The organism is Streptomyces sp. NPDC058086, from assembly GCF_042885015.1.
Lineage (GTDB): Bacteria > Actinomycetota > Actinomycetes > Streptomycetales > Streptomycetaceae > Streptomyces.
This window is the reverse complement of record NZ_JBHVST010000015.1, coordinates 129,339-151,301: the sequence shown is the minus strand read 5'-3', so window position 1 is coordinate 151,301 and position 21,963 is coordinate 129,339. Positions and strand designations below refer to the sequence as shown.

The 21,963-nt window shown below is 71.1% G+C and carries 19 protein-coding genes, 1 tRNA gene and 1 pseudogene; 14 read left to right on the top strand and 7 right to left on the bottom strand.

Annotation, left to right across the window (positions count from 1 at the left end; all coding sequences use genetic code 11):
- The first annotated feature begins 86 nt into the window (after positions 1-86).
- Both ACFVWD_RS14950 and ACFVWD_RS14945 read left to right on the top strand, forming a co-directional pair.
- Positions 87-1,505 carry a PLP-dependent aminotransferase family protein gene (locus tag ACFVWD_RS14950; RefSeq protein WP_389596278.1) on the top strand — a complete coding sequence of 473 codons (1,419 nt, stop codon included), beginning with the start codon at positions 87-89 and terminating at the stop codon, positions 1,503-1,505.
- A 46-nt stretch (positions 1,506-1,551) separates the two neighbouring features.
- Entirely contained in the window at positions 1,552-2,928 is a 1,377-nt protein-coding gene (locus tag ACFVWD_RS14945) for an MFS transporter (protein ID WP_389596276.1), read from the top strand.
- On the opposite strand, the gene ACFVWD_RS14940 is transcribed toward ACFVWD_RS14945, so the two are convergent.
- The 3 genes from ACFVWD_RS14940 to ACFVWD_RS14930 all read right to left on the bottom strand — a co-directional run bounded on the left by ACFVWD_RS14940 (position 2,900) and on the right by ACFVWD_RS14930 (position 6,005).
- Positions 2,900-3,742, bottom strand: a complete 843-nt coding sequence (locus ACFVWD_RS14940; protein WP_389596274.1) for a triphosphoribosyl-dephospho-CoA synthase — start codon at positions 3,740-3,742, stop codon at positions 2,900-2,902. The two genes, ACFVWD_RS14945 and ACFVWD_RS14940, sit on opposite strands and share 29 nt — an antisense overlap.
- Positions 3,743-3,751: 9 nt before the next feature.
- On the bottom strand, positions 3,752-4,714 hold the full coding sequence (locus ACFVWD_RS14935; protein WP_389596272.1) for an intradiol ring-cleavage dioxygenase: 963 nt from the start codon (positions 4,712-4,714) through the stop codon (positions 3,752-3,754).
- A gap of 127 nt (positions 4,715-4,841) precedes the next feature.
- Entirely contained in the window at positions 4,842-6,005 is a 1,164-nt protein-coding gene (locus ACFVWD_RS14930) for a sensor domain-containing protein (RefSeq protein ID WP_389596270.1), read from the bottom strand.
- Positions 6,006-6,183: 178 nt separating this feature from the next.
- On the opposite strand from ACFVWD_RS14930, the gene ACFVWD_RS14925 reads away from it, so the two are divergent.
- The 3 genes and pseudogenes from ACFVWD_RS14925 to ACFVWD_RS14915 all read left to right on the top strand — a co-directional run.
- Complete coding sequence (locus ACFVWD_RS14925) at positions 6,184-6,630, top strand: hypothetical protein (protein ID WP_389596269.1); 447 nt, start codon at positions 6,184-6,186, stop codon at positions 6,628-6,630.
- A gap of 162 nt (positions 6,631-6,792) precedes the next feature.
- Positions 6,793-9,003 carry an MMPL family transporter gene (locus ACFVWD_RS14920; protein ID WP_389596268.1) on the top strand — a complete coding sequence of 737 codons (2,211 nt, stop codon included), beginning with the start codon at positions 6,793-6,795 and terminating at the stop codon, positions 9,001-9,003.
- Positions 9,004-9,156: 153 nt separating this feature from the next.
- Positions 9,157-9,496, top strand: a pseudogene (locus ACFVWD_RS14915) (ATP-binding protein); the annotation flags it as partial.
- On the opposite strand, the gene ACFVWD_RS14910 reads toward ACFVWD_RS14915, so the two are convergent.
- Positions 9,493-9,948 carry an ATP-binding protein gene (locus ACFVWD_RS14910; protein WP_168493464.1) on the bottom strand — a complete coding sequence of 152 codons (456 nt, stop codon included), beginning with the start codon at positions 9,946-9,948 and terminating at the stop codon, positions 9,493-9,495. The pseudogene ACFVWD_RS14915 and the gene ACFVWD_RS14910 sit on opposite strands and share 4 nt — an antisense overlap.
- A gap of 234 nt (positions 9,949-10,182) precedes the next feature.
- Here ACFVWD_RS14910 and ACFVWD_RS14905 point away from each other — a divergent pair, with 234 nt between their 5' ends.
- From ACFVWD_RS14905 to ACFVWD_RS14865, 9 genes are all read left to right on the top strand, one after another.
- A complete protein-coding gene (locus tag ACFVWD_RS14905; RefSeq protein WP_389596266.1) occupies positions 10,183-11,004 on the top strand; it encodes a hypothetical protein in 822 nt (273 codons plus the stop codon).
- Positions 11,005-11,158: 154 nt separating this feature from the next.
- Complete coding sequence (locus ACFVWD_RS14900) at positions 11,159-11,908, top strand: YcnI family protein (RefSeq protein ID WP_389596264.1); 750 nt, start codon at positions 11,159-11,161, stop codon at positions 11,906-11,908.
- 106 nt (positions 11,909-12,014) lie between these two features.
- Positions 12,015-12,668 carry an SCO family protein gene (locus tag ACFVWD_RS14895; protein ID WP_389596262.1) on the top strand — a complete coding sequence of 218 codons (654 nt, stop codon included), beginning with the start codon at positions 12,015-12,017 and terminating at the stop codon, positions 12,666-12,668.
- Positions 12,665-13,156: a copper chaperone PCu(A)C gene (locus ACFVWD_RS14890; protein ID WP_389596260.1), complete on the top strand. Its 492-nt coding sequence runs from the start codon at positions 12,665-12,667 to the stop codon at positions 13,154-13,156. The genes ACFVWD_RS14895 and ACFVWD_RS14890 overlap by 4 nt, the downstream gene beginning before the upstream one ends.
- Before the next feature lie 13 nt (positions 13,157-13,169).
- Positions 13,170-15,254, top strand: coding sequence for a copper resistance CopC/CopD family protein (locus tag ACFVWD_RS14885; protein WP_389596258.1), 2,085 nt, complete (start codon positions 13,170-13,172; stop codon positions 15,252-15,254).
- A gap of 8 nt (positions 15,255-15,262) precedes the next feature.
- Positions 15,263-16,561, top strand: a complete 1,299-nt coding sequence (efeB, locus tag ACFVWD_RS14880) for an iron uptake transporter deferrochelatase/peroxidase subunit (protein ID WP_389596256.1) — start codon at positions 15,263-15,265, stop codon at positions 16,559-16,561.
- Positions 16,562-16,595: 34 nt separating this feature from the next.
- Positions 16,596-17,531 carry a prephenate dehydratase gene (gene pheA, locus ACFVWD_RS14875; RefSeq protein WP_101398990.1) on the top strand — a complete coding sequence of 312 codons (936 nt, stop codon included), beginning with the start codon at positions 16,596-16,598 and terminating at the stop codon, positions 17,529-17,531.
- Between the two features lie 705 nt (positions 17,532-18,236).
- Positions 18,237-19,514, top strand: coding sequence for a serine--tRNA ligase (gene serS / locus ACFVWD_RS14870; RefSeq protein ID WP_389596254.1), 1,278 nt, complete (start codon positions 18,237-18,239; stop codon positions 19,512-19,514).
- Positions 19,511-20,380, top strand: coding sequence for an HAD family hydrolase (locus tag ACFVWD_RS14865; RefSeq protein WP_389596252.1), 870 nt, complete (start codon positions 19,511-19,513; stop codon positions 20,378-20,380). The genes serS and ACFVWD_RS14865 overlap by 4 nt, the downstream gene beginning before the upstream one ends.
- 90 nt (positions 20,381-20,470) lie before the next feature.
- On the opposite strand, the gene ACFVWD_RS14860 is transcribed toward ACFVWD_RS14865, so the two are convergent.
- From ACFVWD_RS14860 to ACFVWD_RS14850, 3 genes are all read right to left on the bottom strand, one after another.
- A tRNA-Ser gene (locus ACFVWD_RS14860) sits at positions 20,471-20,555 on the bottom strand.
- A gap of 263 nt (positions 20,556-20,818) precedes the next feature.
- Positions 20,819-21,052: a hypothetical protein gene (locus ACFVWD_RS14855; RefSeq protein ID WP_168509608.1), complete on the bottom strand. Its 234-nt coding sequence runs from the start codon at positions 21,050-21,052 to the stop codon at positions 20,819-20,821.
- Positions 21,053-21,238: 186 nt separating this feature from the next.
- Positions 21,239-21,958: an ABC transporter permease gene (locus ACFVWD_RS14850; RefSeq protein WP_351423878.1), complete on the bottom strand. Its 720-nt coding sequence runs from the start codon at positions 21,956-21,958 to the stop codon at positions 21,239-21,241.
- Between the last annotated feature and the right edge of the window lie 5 nt (positions 21,959-21,963).

The following is a 21,963-nucleotide window of genomic DNA, read 5'->3' as shown; positions in this document are numbered from 1 at the left end:
GTGCCCGGCCATTCGTCTGCGGGTAGGCCGTTGCTGGTCGCAGTTCCCCGCGCCTCTTTGGGCGCGGGAACTCACGGGGGGGATTAGTGCGCGACGACTTCTGGTCCGGTGTCGGGGTGGATCTGCATCTGGAGCCGGACGTGGCCGCGGGGCGCAGGACCGGGCTCGAACGGGCTCTGCGGGACGCGGTGCGTGACGGACGGCTCGCTCCGGGCACACGATTGCCCCCGACCCGGCGGCTCGCGGCCGAACTCGGCATCTCGCGCGGGACGGCCAAGGGGGCGTACGACCAACTGGTCGCCGAGGGGTACCTGACGGCCCGGCAGGGGTCGGGCACAGAGGTCGCGGTGCTTCCCGCGGACGCCGTGTCGGAGGCCGTCGGGGCGCCCCGCGCGCGTGCGCCCCGTTTCGATCTGCGGCCCGGCAGCCCGGACGTCGGTACGTTCCCGGCCGCGGCGTGGCTGCGGGCACTGCGCCGCGCGATCGCGACGGCGCCCTCCCTGGCGTACGACTACGGGGACCCGCGCGGCCGGATCGAACTGCGGACGGCGCTCTCGGGCTACCTGGGACGGGCCCGGGGTGTGATCGCGCCGCCCGAGCGGATCGTGATCACCTCGGGGTACGTGCAGGGGCTCGCGCTCCTCACACGGGTGCTGGACGGCGGGGTGGTGGCGATGGAGGACCCCGGGCTCCCGTTCCACCGGGACGTGGTGCGGCGGGGCGGGGGCACGGTGGTGCCGCTGAAGGTGGACGAACGAGGCGCCTGCGCCGGGGAGTTGACTTCCTCGCAGGCGGACGCGGTCGTCGTCACGCCCGCCCATCAGTACCCGACCGGGGTGACCCTGCACCCCGAGCGGCGGCGGGCGCTCACCGACTGGGCACGCGCGCGGGGCGGGCTGATCGTCGAGGACGACTACGACGGTGAGTTCCGCTACGACCGGCAACCCGTCGGCGCCCTCCAGGGCATGGCACCGGGGCAGGTCGCCTACCTGGGTACGGCGTCCAAGACGCTCGGGCCCGCGCTGCGGCTCGGCTGGATGGTGCTGCCGCCGCACCTGGTCGACGCGGTGGCCGACGTGAAACTGCACAGCGACCATCACACCGAGTCCATCGGCCAGTTGGCGCTGGCCGAGATGATCACCAGCCACGCGTACGACCGTCATGTGCGCGCCTGCCGGCTGCGGTACCGGCGGCGCCGGGACCAGCTGCTCGACCGGCTTGGTGCGCGCAGGAGCGTGCGCGGTATCGCGGCCGGGCTGCACGCGCTGGTGGACGTGGCGGACGAGGCGGAGGTACTGGCGCGGGCGGAGGAGGAGGGTCTCGCCGTCGGGCATCTCGGCGAGCACTGGCACGAGCGCGGCGAGGGGCGGCCTCAGGGCTTGGTCGTGGGCTACGGGACTCCCCGGGAGCGGATCTATCCGGAAGCGCTGGAGGCGTTGGGGCGAGTGCTGGACGGGAGCCAGGGGGTGTCGGGCGGGAGCCGATTGGGTCGCAAAAAGGCGTGAGGATTGGGCCTGTTGACGGGTCCACCGGGCTCGTAGCGTCGAAGCCATGACGAATCCGGCAGCATCCGCGCAGTCGAGCCGCCTCGTCCCGCCCGCGGGACCGCAACGCGTCCTGGCCCTCGCCCAGCTGACCAACTCCGTGGGCGACGGCGCCTATTACGTGACCTCCGCGCTGTACTTCACCCATGTCGTGGGACTGGCCCCCGCGCGAGTGGGGCTCGGACTGACCGTCGCCTGGGCGATCGGCTCTCTCGTGGGCGTCCCGCTGGGGCGGCTCGCCGACCGGCGCGGGCCGCGTGGCACGGCGGTGCTGCTGGCCCTCGCGACCGGAGCGGCGGTGGCGTCCTTCCTGGTCGTCCGCGGCTTCCTGCCCTTCGTCCTCGCGGCCTGCGCGTACGCCTCCGCGCAGTCGGGGCTCGCGGCGGCCCGGCAGGCGCTGCTCGCCGGGCTGATACCGGCCGGGGAGCGGACCGGGCTGCTCGCCCATCTTCAGTCGACCCTCAACGCCGGCCTGGCGGTGGGGGCGGGCCTCGGCGGCCTCGCACTGCACGCCGGCACACGGCACGCGTATCTCGGGGTGTTCGCGCTGGACGCGGTGAGCTTCCTGCTCTGTGCGGGTGTGCTGCTGCGGCTGCCGTCCGTGCCGCGAGTGACCGTACGGCCCGGTCACGGGGCCGGTGTCCTGCGCGACCGCCCGTACGTGCTCGTCACGTTCCTCAACACCGTGCTGCTGCTGCGGATGCCGCTGCTCAGTCTGGGCATCCCGCTGTGGATCACCGAGCGCACCCAGGCGCCCGCCTGGCTGGTCTCCGCGCTGTTCGTCCTCAACACCGTTGCGGTGATGGTCTTCCAAGTGCGGATGGCGCGCGGTGTCACGGGCCTCGCCCCGGCCACGCGCGCGATACGCCGTTCCGGACTCATGATGCTGGTGTCCTGCGCGGTCTTCGCGCTGTCGGCCGGTGCCTCGCCGTGGGTCGCGGCCGGGGTCCTGGTGGCGGGCGCGGTGCTCCAGGTCGTCGCCGAGATGCAGCAGTCCGCAGGCTCCTGGCAGGTGGGCTTCGACCTCGCCCCGGCCGACCGCATGGGCGAGTACCAGGGCTTCTTCGGCACGGGCGTCACGGTGGCGCGCACCGCGGGTCCGCTGGTCCTGACCGCGCTGCTGGTGGGCTGGGGCACGCCGGGATGGCTGCTGCTGGGGGGACTGATGCTGGGGGCTTCGTACGGGATGGGCCCGGCGGTGCGGTGGGCCGCCACACGCGAGGCGACAGCCCACCGCCGGGACCAGGACCGGGACCAGGACCGGAATCAGGACCAGGACCGGAATCAGGACAGGGACCGGAATCAGGACCAGGACCAGGACCAGGACCGGGACCGGGACCGGGACCGGGACCAGGTCAGGCAGCAACCCGTACCGGTGAACTGACCACCACCGGAAGCGAGTCCACGAACAGGGCGCCGGCGAGCAGTCCCCCCGTGCCACGAGGGCTCCACGCGCGCGTGTGGAGGTCGTCGTCGAAGGCGGCCAGAGCCGCGCGGCCGGCCTCCGTCGCCGTACCGCCCGCCTCCAGCACACCCCGGGCACCCGCCTGGACGTGCCGGAGCCCGTGCGGGCCCGCCGTGTACAGCAACTCGGTGTCCTGGAGGGTGGACATGACGGTGAGGAGGGCATCCAGCCGGGCGTGCGGCTCGGACGCACCGGCGGAGCGTGAGGCGGCGAGCGCGTCCAACGCCCGTCGTATGTGCGGGAATCCGGCGCGTGCCTCGCCCCGCGCCCCGGCCGCCCCGTACTTCGCGGACATGGAGGACCCCCGGGAAGGCCGCCGGGGCGCCCGCCTGTCGGGGTGCGCCGCGATCCGCTTGGCGGTGGCGGCGACCTCGGCACCCTTGGCCCCTGGGTCCAGGGCCGCCCCCGCGACCAGGAAGCCCAGGACCCACAGCGCACCGCGGTGCCCACCGCCCGCCAGCGTCAGCGAGTGTTCGGTGGACCGGCCGATCGCGCCCAGTTCCGTGCGGAGTTCGGGCGTGGGCCGGCCGGTGCGGCGGGCGGCGGCCGCCATGGCCGCGAGGCCGGGCGTCAGCGCCTTGGCCGACCAGCGCAGGGAACACAGGTCCCGGCGGGTCGCCCGGGCCCCGAGATCGCGCGGATCGGGCAGGCCGGGCTTGGGGGTGAGCTCCAGTTGCCCTGTCAGCGCGGCCACGGCGGCCCGCGCCAGCGTCTCGTCCTCGCGGCTGCTCATGCGCGAGCCCTAAGAGGACGAGGACGCCGAGGCGGACGGACTGGCACTGTCGCTCGGGGCGCCGCTCGGCGGCGTACCGGTCGGAGCATCGCTCGGCGCACCGCTCGGGGGCGTACCACCACCACCGCTGCCCGCGCCGGTGCTCTCGGCGTCGGGGTCGATGCCCAGGATGATGGACCCCTTGAAGCCCTTGGACGGGTCCTTCTTGTGGACCGGCTTCAGGGCGAGCAGCCCGCTGGAGGTGCCGCCGCCGTCGTACACCATGTCGTCGGCGAGCTTGGTGTAGCTGCCGGTGTGCTTGGAGTACGGCTCCAGGGCCTGGACCTCGGCGGCGATGTCGTCGTCGAAGAAGAGCTGCCCGGTGAAGTTGACCTTGCCGCCCTCGTAGGTGCCGTCCGCCTTCTCGCCGCCGGTGTGCACCTTGACGTGGATGTGCGTGGTGCGGGGCGTGTACCAGCCGGGGAAGATCGTCTCGAACTTGACGACCCCGTTGGCGTTGGCGACCTGATAGCCGCGCAGGTACGTCTGGTCGTTGGCGGTCGAGCCGTCCTCGCTCTCGGCGGGCGCGGAGCCGCCGGGGTTGGCGGTGGTGTAGCCGGAGTAGTAGCCCCAGGCGTCGCAGTGCCAGATCTCCACGGCCGCGCCCGCGACCGGGCCGCAGGAGTCGGTGGTGTCCTGCACCGTGATGCGCAGCGTCAGCGGGACGCCGCCCTTGCCCTCGGTGATGTCCTTGCGCACCAGAGCCCCGTCGAGGTAGTACGGCCCCTCCGTGACGCTGGACATCAGCACGCACTGGCCACTGCTGGTGGAGGACGCCGAGGCGGTCGCCTCGGCGTCGGCGGCGGTGGTCGTCTCGTCGGCGAACGCCGATTGGTAGCCCGCTACCGCGAGCCCGCCCGCGGCGACCGTGCCGCCCGTCACCGCGAGCGCACGGCGCCGGGTGACCGATGTGTCTTTGTGGCTTCTCGTCATGATCGGAAAGCTAGGAAGGGCAGCCGTCAGGGGCATGGGGTGGGGCTGTGAGGAGGGTAAGAATTCTGAGAAAGCTGAAGTCGACGGGAAATCGCCCTCTCCGGGGAGCGCGAAAACGCCGGAGGCGTCACCACGCGTACGGCAGGTCCACCTTGATCACCGTCGGCCCCCCGACAGGGCTGGTCAGTCGCACGGCCCCGTCGAGCGCGGCGACCCGCCGTCGCATGCCGAGCAGTCCCGAACCGGCCGCCTCGTCGGCGCCGCCGCGGCCCTCGTCACGGACGACCACGCTCAACCCCGTCGGTGTACGGGCGAGCAGGACCGCCGCCCGCTCCGAGCCGCTGTGCTTGCCCGCGTTCGTCAGGGCCTCGGCCAGCACGAAATACGCGGCCGCCTCGATCGCCGCGGGGGCCCGGACCCCGCTCTGCGCCCCGTCCTCCAGACCGTCCACGTCCATGGTCACGTCGAGCCCGCTGCTCGCCGCGAGCGCCCGCGCCGCCCCGACGAGACCACGGTCGGTGAGGATCGGCGGGTGGATGCCACGGACGACGTGACGCAGTTCGGTCAGCGCCTCTTCGGCCTGGTCCTGGGCGTCGTCGAGGAGTTTGCGGGCGGCGTCCGGGTCGCGTTCGTACGCCCGTTTGGCGATACCGATCCGCATGGAGAGCGACACCAGCCGCGCCTGCGTACCCTCTTGCAGGTCCCGCTCGATGCGGCGCAGTTCGGCCTCGTGCGCGGCGACCGCGCCCGCCCGGGTCTCGGTCAGTTCCTCGACCCGCTCCGCGAGCAGCGCCTTGGGTGAGGGCTTGAGCAGGTTGGTGGACCAGGCGGCGTCGAGGTCCGCGAGACGGCTGATCAGCGGCAGGACCAGCGGTGAACGGCCCAGCACACCCTGCCGTACGCCGTCGACGAGCAGGCCCGCCGGCCACAGCGGCAGCGCGAGGACGCCCAGGAAGCCGTAGGCGTAGTGGGCGACCATCCAGCGCAGGTCGTTGAAGGTGCCCGGGTCACGGACCGCCGTGCGCATCCGCCGACGGAGGGAGCCCTCGATGCGCTGGTACGCCTCGGGGATCTCGCGGCCCGTCCACTCGGCGACCTGGCGCCGCTTGGAACCGGCGAAGCGGCGCACCAGGAGCACCGTCTCGGGCAGCAGTCCGGCACCGACCACCACGAGGGTGGCGACCGCCGTGATCAGCAGCACCGTGATGAAGATGATCGAGCCGAACGCCAGTACGGCGGCCCGTCCCAATTGGACCGTGGCTCGCGCTGCCTGCCGCACTGTCGTACCCATGCCGTCCAGGCTAGGCACGCCCGGTGCGGCTGCGCGGGAGAGCAGGCTCCAGATAGATGGTGTAGCCCGCTACACCACAGGTTCGGGAGAGCACTCACTCGTGGCGGCGAGCTTCCGACGGGATCGTTGAATCCGGAAGCTCACGCCCCTACAGACTCCCCGCCGAAGGAAAAGGTTCATGAAGTCGCTGCTCTCCTCGATCGTGCTCTGGTCGCTGTTCCTGGTCGGCCTCTCCGCCACCGTGGCCTCCGGTGCCGTACTCGACGGCACGCAGAAGGACGTGGCCACCTACGGCGGGATCGCCCTCTCCCTCGTGGCCGGCTCCCGCATCGCCAAGAAGGAACCGATCAAGTCGTTCCTCTCCTCCCGTCCTGTGCTCTGGTTCCTGTTCCTCTTCAACGGAGTCGTCGCCGCGGCCGCCGGCTTCGCCCTCGACGGCGTGCAGGGGATCACGGCCGCGGCCGGTATGGGCCTCGTCTCGCTCGGCGCGGGCTTCGGCCTCCTCCAGAGCCGCGGGACACAGAACCGCGGGACACAGAACCGCGAGACGCAGAACCGCGAGACGCAGGGCCTCGAAACGCAAGGCCTCGAAACGCGGGGCCGCAGGACGCCGACCCCGGCCTGACGCGCCTGCCACGCCCACTCCGGCCCGACGCTCTTCCCCCCTCGGCCTCCGACCCCGGCGCCGACGACGCCGCCTCCGGGCCACGGGACACCCCGGCATGCCCGTCCCCTCGCAGCACCCCACCGCTCGCTGCCCCGAACACAGACCTTGGAGACCCCTCCCGTGGCTACTTTCCTCTATCGACTGGGCCGTACGGCCTTCCGGCGACGCTGGTACGTCGCCCTCATATGGGTGGCCGTCCTGGCCGCGGTCGGCTTCGGCGCCGCCAAGGCACCCGCCGCCCCCGACGCTTCGAACTCCATGCCGGGCATCGAGTCCCAGAAGGCGTTCGACCTCATGGAGCAGCGCTTCCCCGGGGCGAAGGCCGACGGGGCGAACGCCCGGATCGTCTTCGTGGCCCCCGACGGGCAGAAGATCACCGCTGCCGAGAACAAGAAGACCATCGACAAGCTGGTGGACGAGGCGGCCGACGGCTCGCAGGTCGCCGGCGCGGTCAGCCCGTTCCAGGCGAACGCGGTGAGCAAGGACGCGACGACGGCGTACGCGACCGTCACTTACAAGGTGAAGGCCGACGACCTCACCGACGCGACCAAGAACCACCTAGAGGACGCCATCACGCAGGCCAAGCACGCGGGTCTGACCGTCGAGGTCGGCGGTGACGCGCTGGCGACCCAGCCCGCCGCGGGCGGCTCGGCCGAGGCGATCGGTATCGCGATCGCCGCCGTCGTCCTGCTGATCACCTTCGGTTCGATGGCCGCCGCCGGGCTGCCGCTGCTCACGGCCGTCCTCGGTGTGGGCGTCTCGATGGCCGCGATCATGGCCCTGTCCAGCGCGTTCGGCCTCTCCTCCACCACCGGCACGCTCGCCACCATGCTCGGCCTCGCCTGCGGCATCGACTACGCCGTCTTCATCGTCTCCCGCTACCGCGAGGAACGCGCCAAGGGCCACACACCGCAGGAAGCCGCGGGCCTCGCCACCGGCACCGCAGGATCCGCCGTCGTCTTCGCCGGCCTCACCGTCGTCATCGCCCTCGCCGGCCTCTCCGTCGTCGGCATCCCCATGCTCACCAAGATGGGCCTCGCCGCCGCCGGAGCCGTCATGGTCGGCGTCTTCATCGCGCTGACACTCGTTCCGGCCCTCCTCGGCTTCTGGCCCAACGCCGTACTCTCCCGCCGCTCCCGCAAGCGCGGACGGATCAAGGAGGGCGGCGAGAACAACGGCGGCAGCCGCTGGGCACGCTTCGTCCTGCGCCGCCCGGTGCCCGTCCTGATCGCCTCGGTCGCCGGGCTGGGCGCCCTCGCCGTGCCCGTCATGGACCTCCAACTGGGCATGCCCGGCGCCGAGGCCAAGCCCACCTCGACGACCGAGCGCCGCGCCTACGACGACCTCGCCAAGGGCTTCGGCCCCGGCTTCAACGGCCCCCTGACCATCGTCGTCGACGCCAAGGGCGCCGCGAACCCCAAGACCGCGGTCACGACCATCGAGAAGAAGATCAAGGCCACCGACGGGGTCGTGTCCGTCTCCCCCGCACGCTTCAACCCCGCGGGTGACACCGCGGTCTTCTCCGCCGTCCCCTCCACCGCGCCCACCGACACGAAGACCCAGGACCTCGTCAAGACCATCCGGAACGAGCGCCCCGCCACCGAGGCCTCGACCCGCGCCGAGTTCGAGGTCACCGGCACCACCGCCCTGAACATCGACGTCGCCCAGAAGACGCAGAACGCGCTGATCCCCTACCTGATCGTGGTCGTGGGCCTGGCCATCCTGCTCCTGATGGTGGTCTTCCGCTCCATCCTGGTCCCGATCAAGGCCGCCGTCGGCTTCCTCCTCTCGGTGCTCGCCGCCCTCGGCTCCGTCGTCGCGGTCTTCCAGTGGGGCTGGCTGGCCTCGCTCCTCGGCGTGGAGACCACCGGGCCGATCATGAGCATGATGCCGATCTTCCTGGTGGGCATCGTCTTCGGCCTCGCGATGGACTACGAGGTGTTCCTCGTCGCCCGGATGCGGGAGGCCTACGTCCATGGCGACAACCCCAGCCGGGCCATCCAGAGCGGCTTCCGCCACAGCGCCCGCGTCGTCGTGGCCGCCGCGCTGATCATGATGGCCGTGTTCTCCGGGTTCATCGGCGCCGGCGAGTCGATGATCAAGATGATCGGCTTCGGCCTCGCGATCGCCGTCATGTTCGACGCGTTCGTCGTCCGCATGGCCTTCGTACCGGCGGTCCTGGCCCTGCTCGGCAAGGCCGCCTGGTGGATGCCGCGCCGGCTGGACCGGATCCTGCCCAAGGTCGACGTGGAGGGCGAGGCGCTCACCCGGCAGTCCGCGATCGCCCCGGCGCACGACGACCCGGCCGCACGGGAACCGGCCCGCGTCTGACCGTCCCACGCGCCGGAGGGCCGCCCGTGCCGAGCACGGGCGGCCCTCGCCCCGTAACCCCCGGCCGCCTTCAGGCTCGTACGCCCCGCCCCAAGGCCCTCTCCGCCCTCGCCGCACGCCCCCGCGAGTCCCAAGCCCGTACGCCCTCACAGGGTCACCAAGCACGCAGCCGCCCGAACCGCCCAGGTCCAGCTCGCCTACTCCCACGACCGGTTGACCCTCACGGTCGCCGACGACGGAGGCACCGTCCGATCCGCCCCGCCCACACCGCCGGTCCCGGGCGGCGGCTTCGGTCTCGTCGGCATGCGCGAACGCGCCCAGTCCGTGGGCGGCCGCCTCCGGGCCGGCCCGTCCCGGGGGAGGCTTCGAGGTCAGGGCCGAACTCCCGCTGAGCGAGACCGCCTTGGCGATCCGTCCCTACCAGGGCGCCAGAGCCTGCCCGGGCGCCACAGCCTGTTCGGGCGCCAGAGCCTGTTCGGCGGACAGGCCCTAAACCGCCATCAGCGGCGCGTCCTTCTTCCACTTGAGGATCTTGTCGAAACTGACCACCGCGCCGCCCCGTCCCGGTTCGTTGCCGATCTGGACGTGATCGGCGAGTTCCCGGATCAGGCACAGCCCCCGGCCGTGCTCGGCATCGGTGCGGACCGGGCGGAGCGCGGGACGCGCACGGCCCGGGGCGAAGCCCGGGCCGGAGTCGGAGACCTCGATGCGGCACTTCTCACCGTCGAGGTAGGCGGTGACCCGATAGGCCTCGGACGCGGTACCGGGAGCGGCGTCGCCGCCGTGCTCCACGGCGTTGGCGCAGGCCTCGCTGAGGGCCACGGAGAGGTCGTACGAGACGTCCGGATCGACGCCCGCCGTCTCCATCGTGCCGAGCAGCAGACGCCTGGCGAGCGGAACGCTCGCAGCCTCACGCCGCAAATGGAGTGACCACCAGATGCTCATGCTCCAGCCTCCCGGCCGCGGCTCGACATACCGTTACGTATTGCCGCAACCACCTGTGCGCAATCGCCTGCAAGACGTGATGCCGCCCATACGGCGGATGCGCACGCGACAACGCTCGGTGTATGTGCGGGTGGTTCGGCCCAGATCGTGATCTTCCGGACCACGGCTCGCGGACCGTCATCTTGCGGACCTGCCGTAGGAAGCGGGTAGGTCCAGTGCGATGATGAGCCCGCCATGACTGCCCCCCACCAGCGCAGGGCGCGCTCCGGACACGAGCTCCGGATTCTGCGGGCCGCGGTGTTCGCCGCGGTCTGTGTCGTGCTGGCCGCGGCCGGTCATGGGCTCGCCTCCTGCGCCACCGTCCCGCTGTGGACACTCGGCGCCGGATTCCTCGCGGTCTTCGCCGTCGCCGCCGCGCTGGCGGGACGGGAGCGTTCGCTGCCCGGCATCGCCGCGCTGCTCGCGGGTGGTCAGACCGCCCTGCACACGCTCTTCGGGCTCGCCGGAACCGCTACGGCGGGCTCGGGCTCCATGTCGATGGCCGACACCTCACTCGTGGAACGTGCCGCTCGCCTCGTGTGCGGCACGACCGCGGCGGCGATCAGCCCGGCTCAGGCCATGAAGATCCTCGCTGACGCACGGCTCGACACCGGCACGACTCCGTCCATGTCCATGCCCATGCCCCACTCCTCGGACGCGATGTCGGCCGCCACGGGGTCCCCGATGTCCGTGTGGCCGTCCCTGCCGATGCTGCTCGGCCACGTCCTCGCGGCCGTCGCCGCCGGTTGGGTGCTGCGCCACGGTGATCTGGCGCTGCTGCGGCTGATACGGCTGTCCGCGCACGGGGTCTCGGAAGGGGCGCTCGTACGGTCCCTGCGCGGGGCGCTCGCGCTCGTACGCGCCCTGCGGGCCGGACTTCCGGCTACACCCGACGCGGCACCGCGCGCCCGGCGCACCGCGCTTCTGACGCCGCCCAAGCCCCGTACCGCCGAGCTCCAGCACAGCGTCGTCCGCCGCGGACCGCCCCACTCCACCGCTCTCGTCCTCGCCGCCTGACACGACGCGCCACTCCACCGGACCGATCCGAAGGGGATGCCGTCGTGCGGCACGCGCGCGTGCACGCGAAGACACCCCCCAGGGGCCCATCGCGCCTTTCGCACGCGCACCCTCCTTCTCTTCTCATCGGACTGAAAGTGGAGTGCTCTCTTCCATGAAGGCTTCCCGTATCGCCGCCGCCGGTGCCGTCGCCGCCTCGGCCGTCCTCGCCGTCTCCGCCCCCGCCTTCGCGCACGTCAGCGTGCAGCCGGAGGGCGAGGCCGCCAAGGGCGGTTACGCCGTCGTCGACTTCAAGGTCCCCAACGAGCGCGACGACGCCTCGACCAACAAGGTCGAGGTGAACTTCCCGACCGACCACCCGCTCGCCTCCGTCATGCCGCAGCCCCTCGACGGCTGGTCCGTGAAGGTCACCAAGAGCAAGCTGGCCAAGCCGCTCACGATGCACGGCGAGAAGATCTCCGAGGCCGTCACCAAGGTCACCTGGACCGCCACCGGCAAGGGCATCGAGCCGGGCTTCTTCCAGAAGTTCCCGCTCTCCGTCGGCGCGCTCCCCGAGGACACCGACGAACTCGTCTTCAAGGCGATCCAGACGTACGACAACAAGGAGGTCGTGCGCTGGATCGAGCCGCAGAAGGAGGGCCAGGAGGAGCCCGAGAACCCGGCTCCGGTGCTCACGCTCTCCGACGCGTCCACGGACGGCCACCACGGGTCCTCCGGCACTGCCAAGGACGCCTCCGACACCTCCACGGCGGCCCCCGCCTCGTCCTCGTCCACCTCCGCCTCCTCCTCCTCCTCCGACAGCAGTGACACCACCGCGCGCGTCCTCGGTGTCGTCGGCATCGTCGTCGGCGCGGCGGGCGTGGCGTACGGCGTTCTGGCCGGCCGTCGGCGCACCGAGGCCTGAGGCCCACCGCACCCCTTCGTTGTGCACCGGTAGGTCGTACGCCCTCGTCAGAGAGGTCGTACGACCCCGGTGCACACCGGAGCCCTCACATCTGGGACATTTTTCTATGCGCAAGAAGACGTATGCCGCGGCCGCCCTGTTCGCCGCCGCCGCACTGACCCTTTCCGCCTGCGGCAGCGGCGACGACAGCAACAAGCCCATCGCCGACGTGTCCGCCGAGGCCGGCACGGGCAAGGCGGCCACGGTCCTCGACAAGGCGTTCGAGAAGCCCGACCTGGTCCTCACCGACACAAACGGCAAGAAGTACGACTTCCGGGCCGAGACCAAGGGCGTCCCTACGCTGATCTACTTCGGCTACACCCACTGCCCCGACGTCTGCCCGACGACGATGAGCAACCTCGCCGTCGCCAAGAAGCAGCTGCCCAAGGCCGAACAGGACAAGCTCAAGGTCGTGTTCGTCACCACCGACCCGGCCCGCGACACCCCCGCCGCGCTCGGCAAGTGGCTCAAGGGGATCGACCCCACCTTCGTCGGCCTCACCGGCGACTTCCCCACCATCCAGGCGGGCGCCCGCACCCTGGGCATCTCCATCGAGCCGACGGCGAAGGACAAGAACGGCAAGCTCGTCTCCGTGCACGGCACCCAGGTCATCGCGTTCTCGCCGAAGACCGACGGGGGCTATGTGATCTACGGCGAGGACGCCACCGTCGACGACTACACCAGGGACCTCCCCAAGCTCATCAAGGGAGAGAATCCGTGAGCCGACCCGGAGCCCCTTCGAGGCGTCTCGCGGGATGTGCGGCGCTGACGGCCACGGCGCTGGCGCTGGCGCTGGCGGGCTGCGGCTCCAACGACTCCTCCTCGGACAAGGCGGGCAAGCCCGAGCTGAAGATCACCGGCGCCTACATGCCCGCCCCCGTCATCGACACCATGGCGGCCGGCTTCTTCACCGTCACCAACTCCGGCGGCGCCGACACCCTGACCTCCGTCACCAGCGACCTCGCCTCCGACGTCACGCTGCACTCCACCAAGGGCGGCGCGATGGAGGAGCAGAAGTCGTTCGCCGTGCCCGCCGACGGGTCACTCGACTTCGCGAGCGGCGGCAACCACCTCATGTTCGAAAAGCTCACCCACAAGCCTCTGGAGGGCGAGAAGGTGTCGGTGACCCTGCACTTCACCAAGGCGGGCGCGGTGAAGGTCTCCATGCCGGTGAAGTCCGCGACGTACAACCCGAAGACCGGGCACTGAGGGAGGGATCACCGTGACACAGACCATCGCTCCCCGTACGGCTGCCACCACCACTGGAGGGTTCGCTTTTCGGGTACGGGCACTGCTGTTGCTGCTCCTCGCCGTGATCGGCGCGGTCCTGGCCGGCGCCGCGCCCGCCTCCGCGCACGCCGCGCTGACCGGCAGCGACCCCCAGCAGGGAGCGGTGGTCGGCCAGGCACCCGCCCAGATCTCGCTGACGTTCTCCGAGAAGGTCGCGATGTCCGACGACTCGGTGCGCGTGCTCGACCCCAAGGGGAAGCGCGTCGACACCGGGAAGGCGGCCGACCTGGGCGGCACCACCTACGGCGTGAAGCTCCACTCGGGGCTGCCCGACGGCACGTTCACCGTCACCTACCAGGTGGTGTCGGCGGACAGCCACCCCGTCTCCGGCGCGTTCACCTTCTCCATCGGCGCGCCCTCGCAGACCTCCGTCGCGCTCTCCGACCCGGCCGTGGGCGGTGGAGTCGTCGGCGCACTCTATGGGTTCGGGCGGTATGTCTCGTACGCCGGATTCATCCTTCTGGTGGGTGGCGCGGCCTTCGTACTGGCCTGCTGGCAGCGCGGCGCCGGGGTCCGTCCGGTGCAACGGCTCGTGGTCTCCGGGTGGCTCACGCTGACCGGCGCCACCCTCGCGCTGCTGCTCCTTCGCGGCTCCTACGTCGGCTCCGGCAAAGTCGGCGACATCTTCGACCTGACACTGCTCGGGCAGGTGCTGCAGACCAAGGCGGGCGCGGCACTGGTCTCGCGGCTGCTGCTGCTCGCCGCGGGCGCGCTGTTCATCGCGGTGCTCTTCGGGGCGTACGCGCGGCGGGACGAGGCCGACGCGTCGGATGAGACCGACGTGGCCGACGGGTCCGACGAGGGCGGCGCGTCCGACAGGGGCCGCGTCGATGCCGATGCCGAGAAGAGGGACCTCACCTTCGGGCTCGCGATCGGCGGCGCCGTCGTCGCGGCGGGCCTGGCGGCAAGCTGGGCGATGGCCGAGCACGCCTCCACCGGTATCCAGGCGGGCCTCGCGATGCCCATCGATGTGCTGCACCTGCTGGCGGTCGCCGTCTGGCTCGGCGGGCTGTCGACGCTGCTCGTGGCGCTGTTCCGGGCGCCCGCCGAGACGCAGATCGACGCGGTGGCCGTACGGCGGTTCTCACGCGTCGCGTTCGCCGGCGTGACCGTGCTGGTCGTGACCGGGATCTACCAGTCCTGGCGCCAGGTCGGCTCCTGGTCCGCGCTGACCGGAACGTGGTACGGGCAGTTGCTGCTCATCAAGATCGGCCTGGTGGCCGTCCTCGTCGGCATCGCGTGGATCTCGCGGCGGTGGACGGCACAGCTGACCGAGGCGCCGCGGGCGAAGGCCATGGCGACAGCCGGGGCGACAACCGGGGCGACGGCTCTCGCCGGACAGCGGACGAAGGTGCCCGCGAGCTCCAGAGACTCAAGCTCTGAGGACTTGAACTCCGCGGGCTCGGATTCCAGGGGCTCGAACTCCGGGGGCTCGAACTCCGGAGACTCCCGGCGCGCCGATCAACTCGCCCGGCAGCAGGCCGCCGTGACCACCGCGCGTCAGAAGCGCCTCCGCGACGCCGACCCGGCCCGGGCCGGCCTGCGCCGCTCGGTGCTCGCCGAGACGGGCGTCGCCGTCGTCCTGCTGGCCGTGACGACCGTGCTGACGTCCACCGAGCCGGGGCGCACGGAGGAAGCGGCCCAGCAGGCCACCACGTCCTCCTCGCAGCGGTCCGGGACACTCTCCCTGAAGCTCCCGTTCGACACGGGTGGCCAGGACGGCAAGGGCACCGCGGAGGTCACCCTCGACCCGGCCCGCGTCGGCGGCAACGAGATGCACGTCTTCGTGGAACGGCCGAACGGCAAGGCCTTCGACGTCCCCGAGGTGAAGGTCGCCTTCACCCTGGAAGCCAAGAAGATCGGCCCGCTGCCCGTGACCCCCGACCGCATCGCCACCGGCCACTGGTCGGCGATCGGCGTGCAGATCCCCATGGCGGGCGACTGGGAGATCGCGGTGACCGTGCGCACCTCCGACATCGACCAGACGACCGTCACCAAGAACGCGAAGATCGGCTGAACCTCACCATGGCTGACCAGCCCACTCCGGAAGCCACCACGGAAAACACCCCTCCAGGAGAGACCCTTTCCCAGAAGCCCTCTTCTGGCGGGGTCTTTTCCCGGCGCCGGCTGCTCGGCACCGCCGGTGCCACCGGTCTCGCCCTGGGCGCGGCCGGAGGTGCCGCCGGGTACGCGGCAGCGCCCGCCGCCGACAAGGCAGCGCCCCTGACCTCGCTCGGCGCGGACACGGTGATGTTTCACGGGAAACATCAGCCCGGCATCACCACCGCGCTCCAGGCCCGTGGCCACCTCGTCGCGTTCGACCTGGCCGCGGGCGCGGGCCGCAAGGAGGCCGCCGCACTGCTGCGCCGCTGGTCGACGACGGCCCAGCGGCTGATGGCGGGCGAGGCCGCCGCGCAGGACGACACGGACGTCGCCCGTGACGCCGGACCGTCGTCCCTGACGGTCACCTTCGGCTTCGGAAACAGCTTCTTCGCGCGGACGGGTCTGGAGAAGCAGCGCCCGGTCGCCCTCGACCCACTGCCCGACTTCTCGTCCGACCACCTCGACAAGGCGCGCAGCAACGGCGACCTGTGGGTGCAGATCGGCGCCGACGACGCCCTGGTCGCCTTCCACGCCCTGCGCACGCTCCAGAAGGACGCGGGCAGCGCGGCCCGGGTGCGCTGGCAGATGAACGGCTTCAACCGCTCGCCCGGCGCCACGGCCCAGCCGATGACGGCCCGCAACCTGATGGGCCAGATAGACGGCACCCGCAATCCGAAGCCGTCCGAGTCCGACTTCGACCGGCGCATCTTCGTGCCGGCCGCCGGCGACCCGGCATGGATGGCGAACGGCTCGTACGCCGTCGTACGCCGGATCCGGATGCTCCTCGACGACTGGGAGAAGCTGTCGGTCAAGGCCCAGGAGGACGTCATCGGGCGGAAGAAATCCACCGGGGCGCCGCTGACCGGTGGCACCGAGACGACCGCCATGAACCTCGACAAGACCGACGCCGACGGCAACCTGGTCGTCCCCCTCAACGCGCACGCCCGGATCACCCGGCCCGACCAGAACGGCGGCGCCGCGATGCTGCGCCGTCCGTTCTCCTTCCACGACGGCTTCGACACGGACGGGGTGCCCGACGCGGGCCTGCTCTTCGTCTGCTGGCAGGCGGATCCGCTGCGCGGCTTCGTCCCGGTGCAGCGCAAGCTCGACCGGGGCGACGCCATGTCCACGTACATCCGCCACGAGACGAGCGGGCTGTTCGCGGTGCCGGGCGGGGCGGCGGAGGGGGAATACGTGGGTCAGCGGCTGCTGGAAGGGTGATCCGCGCAGGACGGGGCCCATTAGGGTGACGGGTATGTCGGCGACGCGCTACACCTATCTCGGCCCCGAGGGAACGTTCACCGAGGCCGCCCTCCGCACGCTCCCGGAAGCCGCGACACGGGAGCTGGTACCCATGGTGTCCGTGCCGGCCGCGCTCGACGCGGTGCGCGCGAGCGAGGCCGCGGGCGCGCTCGTCCCGATCGAGAACTCGGTCGAGGGCGGTGTCACCGCCACCCTCGACGAGCTCGCCAAGGGCGAGCCGCTGATGATCTACCGCGAGGTCGTCCTGCCGATCGCCTTCGCCCTGCTGGTCAGGCCCGGCACGGCACTGAAGGACATCAAGACGGTCACCGGCCATCCGGTCGCCCAGCCGCAGGTACGCAACTGGCTCGGCGCCCACCTGCCGAACACCGTGTGGGAGTCGGCGGCCTCGAACGCGGACGGCGCCCGGCTGGTCCAGGAGGGCCGGTACGACGCGGCCTTCGCGGGCGAGTTCGCGGCGGCGACCTACGGGCTCGAGCCGCTGGTCACCGAGATCCACGACGCGGCGAACGCCGAGACCCGCTTCGTGCTGGTCGGCCGTCCGGCCCGGCCCGCGGCCCCGACCGGCGCCGACAAGACGTCCGTGGTCATCTGGCTCGGCGACGACCACCCGGGTGCGCTGCTCGAACTGCTCCAGGAGTTCGCCGTGCGCGGCGTCAACCTGATGCGGATCGAATCAAGGCCGACCGGCCAGGGCATCGGCAACTACTGCTTCTCCGTGGACGCCGAGGGCCACATCACCGACCGCCGTGTGGGCGAGGCGCTGATGGGCCTCAAGCGGATCAGCCCCCAGGTGCGCTTCCTCGGGTCCTATCCGCGGGCCGGGGTCGCCCTGGAGGACGTACGGCCGCTGCGGCCCGGGACGTCGGACGGTGCGTTCTCGGCGGCGTCGGACTGGCTGGCGCGCTGCCAGGACGGACGGTTCTAGGCCGGATCCAGGCTGGATCGAGGCCGGTTCCAGGCCGGTTCCAGGCCGGTTCCAGGCCGGTTCCAGGCCGGATCGAGGCCAGTTCGGGCTCCCGCGTCGGCGGCTCGTCGGCGCGGCCTTTTCCACTGTCCTGCTCCGCATTCCACCAGTCCTACCTGCCGATTTTCGTCATCCACAGATGTTATCCACAGGTGTGCTTCTCGACCTGGGGACAAGTCGACAACGAAGCATTACATCGTCGACAAATCGGCCTACAGGACCCAAGTTCGTCCACAGCCCCGCACGTCACCCCTCGTCCACTCTTTTCCCTTGATCAATCCTTTGGAGCGAAGCATTTCCACTCGAACGTGGGTGTACGGATGGTTTGACCCGGGAATTCTTCGTCCCGCATGCGGCTTTCGGAACGATCACCTCCGAAGTCCACAGATCTTCCGCACAGCCTGTGGATAACTCTGCGAGGGTGTGGATCCCTGTGGACAACCCCTTCTCAAGTCCCGCCCTCCACAAGGGAATCCAGTCAACCCCATGACTACCGTCTGCCCCGTTTCAGGGAGTACCGTCCCTTTTATTGACGCGGACCGGCGCTCATGGACGATCATTGATGATCAAGGAATTTCGGTCCGGCATTTCACTCATGACGTCACAGAAGTGACGGAGCGGAATATCGAGTCGATGGCCGGAAGCGCGCACCGGTAGCCTTGAGGGGTGATTGACCTTCGCCTGCTCCGTGAGGACCCCGACCGTGTTCGCGCCTCCCAGCGCGCCCGTGGAGAGGACGTCGCCCTCGTCGACTCCCTCCTCTCTGCCGACGAGCGGCGCAGGTCGTCCGGCGTCCGCTTCGACGAGCTCCGATCCGAGCAGAGGGCGCTCGGCAAGCTGATCCCCAAGGCGTCCGGCGACGAGAAGGCCGAGCTGCTGAAGAAGGCCGGGGAGCTCGCCGCCGCCGTCAAGACCGCCGACGCCGAACAGCGCGAGGCGGACGAGGAGACCAAGCGTCTGCTCCTCCAGCTCGGCAACCTGGTCCACCCGGACGTCCCGGTCGGCGGCGAGGAGGACTTCGTCGTCCTGGAGACGCACGGCACGATCCGCGACTTCGGCGCCGAGGGCTTCGAGCCCAAGGACCACCTGGAGCTCGGCGAGGCGCTCGGCGCCATCGACGTCGAGCGGGGCGCCAAGGTCTCCGGCTCGCGCTTCTACTACCTGACGGGTGTCGGCGCGCTCCTGGAGCTCGCCCTCGTCAACGCGGCGATCGCGCAGGCCACCGAGGCCGGCTTCACCCCGATGCTGACCCCGGCCCTGGTCCGCCCGCGCGCCATGGAGGGCACCGGCTTCCTCGGCCAGGCCGCGGAGAACGTGTACCACCTGGAGAAGGACGACTACTACCTGGTCGGCACCTCCGAGGTCCCCCTCGCGGCGTACCACATGGACGAGATCCTCGACGCCGACCAGCTGCCGCTGCGCTACGCCGGATTCTCGCCGTGCTTCCGCCGCGAGGCCGGCACGTACGGCAAGGACACCCGCGGCATCTTCCGCGTGCACCAGTTCGACAAGGTCGAGATGTTCTCGTACGTCGACCCCGAGGACGCGGAGAACGAGCACAAGCGGCTCCTGGACTGGGAGAAGCAGTGGCTGACCGGCCTCGAGCTGCCCTTCCAGGTCATCGACGTGGCCTCGGGCGACCTCGGCGCCTCCGCGTCCCGCAAGTTCGACTGCGAGGCGTGGATCCCGACCCAGGGCAAGTACCGCGAGCTGACCTCGGCCTCGAACTGCGACGGCTTCCAGGCCCGCCGCCTGTCCGTGCGCATGCGCGACGGCAAGAAGGTCCAGCCCCTCGCCACGCTGAACGGCACGCTGTGCGCCGTCCCGCGCACGATCGTGGCGATCCTGGAGAACCACCAGCTGGCCGACGGCTCCGTGCGGGTGCCCGAGGTGCTGCGTCCGTACCTGGGCGGACGTGAGGTTCTGGAGCCGATCTCCAAGTGACCGCCGCCGCCGGGGCGACCGGTCCGGTCGGATCCACCGGTCCGGTCGGATCCACGGGTCCGACCGGATCGTTCCCCTACAAGCTCGTCGCGACCGATCTCGACGGCACGCTGCTGCGTTCCGACGAGACGGTCTCGGAGCGCACGCGTGAGGCACTCGCCGCGGTGACCGCGGCGGGCGCCGCGCACATCGTCGTCACCGGGCGCGCGGTGCCCTGGACCCGGCACATACTCGACGACCTCGGCTACGAGGGTCTCGCGGTGTGCGGCCAGGGCGCGCAGGTGTACGACGCGGGGGAGCACCGGCTGCTCACCTCGGTGACGCTGGACCGGCAGCTGGCCGGGCTCGCGCTCGCCAAGATCGAGGCGGAGGTCGGCCCGCTGCTGCTGGCCGCGAGCCGCGACGGGCTCGACGGCGAGGTACTGGTCGGCCCCGGCTACCGCAGGCAGGACGGCCCGCTCCCGGTCGTCCCGATCAGGGACGCGACGGACCTCTGGTCGGCCCCTCTGAACAAGGTGTACGTGCAGCACCCCACGCTCTCCGACGACGAACTGGCCGCGGTGGCGGCCAGGGTCGCGGGCGGCCTGGTCGGCGTCACCGTGGCGGGTGCGGGGATAGTGGAACTCCTCCCCCTCGGCCTCTCCAAGGCCACGGGGCTGTCCCTCGCCGCCCGTCGCCTCGGTGTGAAGGCCGCGGACACGATCGCCTTCGGTGACATGCCCAACGACATCCCGATGTTCGCCTGGGCGGCCCACAGCGTGGCCATGGCCAATGCCCACGACGAGCTCAAGGCCGTCGCGGACGAGGTGACGTCCTCGAACGAGGAGGACGGCATAGCGGTGGTGCTGGAGCGGTTGCTGGGCTAGCGGGTGCGGACACAGCCCGAGGCGGATGCCGGCAGTGCCGGATGCCCTGTGAGCACCCCAACCCTGCCAGGTCCCGGTGACAACGTCTCGCGGAGGATGCGCGGATCGAACGCGCGCGGGGTTGACCCCGACCACGGCTTAGCAAGCCGGTGCCTTACCTCTCGGCCAATCCTCCGGGTGGGCGGCCCGCGCGGCGTACGCGCGCTCGAAGCGGCCGCCCCGGGCAGCCCCCCGTGCGGGCGGGCTCCAACGGAGGGGTAACTACTCCGGAGCCTGCCGCGGGCTGCCCTGTAGGGAGCTCGACGGACTGCTACTCATGGGCATCGTCGCGCTCCTCTCCCAGAACGTGGCGCCGACTCGATGCGGCGGCCTGGACATAACTACTGTGCCCGTACGCCGACTTGGGCGCCACTGAATAAAGCCGCCCCTCAAAGGGGGTTACCGGCGGCGCCACCTGCGCCGACGTGCCTTGCTGAAGAACCACCCAGCGGGCGGCTCGTCGGAGCGCCAGGGCTGCGGGTCGGGTCCCCCCTCGCGCCAGCGGGCGGCGAGCATACGGGCGCGGGCGGACGGTTCGGTCGTCTCGGCCGACCGTATGAAGCTCTCGTCCAGTACGAGGCCGTCCCAGACGTCCTCGGTCTCCCTCTGTTCCTCGCCTTGCGGTTCCGCCATCCCCGTTCCTCCTAGCCGCGCGTCCCCTCCGCCCAGTGTGCCGGGACAGAGGTGAAGCCACTGTCAAGAAAAAAGGTGAAGCCACTCTCAAAGAAAGGCCGTCGAAGAAAGGCCTTCAAAGAAAAAGAGGGGGCGCCACGCGCGCGTACGTGGCGACAACCGGCACGCGCGCGTGGAACCCCCGGCTCACTCCTCGCCGGCCAGCGTCAGCGACCGCAGCCGCTGCCCGGCGTACCAGGTGGCGAGCACGGTCACCACGACCAGGAGCACCGTCGCGGTGGGCAGGCCCACGTCCGAGGTGACGAGGTCGCCGCCGGTGACCTTGTGGCCCACGGCGAGCGCCCACTGCTGGACGCTGAGCGTGCGCGCGCCGGACACCAGCGACCCGAACAGGGCCTCCCAGACCAGCGCGTAGACGAGCCCGAAGACCACCGCGTGCCGGGTGACCGTCCCCAGCAGCAGGAACAGCGCGGCGTACGCGATCGAGGCGACCAGCGCCGCCACGGTGTAGGCGACGGCGACCTGCTGGCCGTTGCCGTTGAGGATCATGCCGGCGATGAACGTCGGCAGGGCGGAGAACGCCATGGTGACGGCGATCGCGACGATCAGTTTGGTGAAGATGATCGTCGGCCGCTTCAGGGGCTTGGCCAGCAGATACACCACCGAGCCGTCGTCGATCTCGGGGCCGATCGCGCCGGTGCCGGCGATGACGCCGATGATCGGCACCATCGTGGCGAGCGCGAACCCGCCGAGCAGGTCCGATGCCACCTGGTCGTCGGCTCCGGCGAAGCTGCGTACGGCCGCGGAGATCACGATGAGCAGGACGGGCAGCGCACCGAGGATGAGGGCTCGGCGGCGGCCGAGCAAGGCTCGATAGGTGAGCCGGGCGACTGTGGGGTCGTACATCTTGG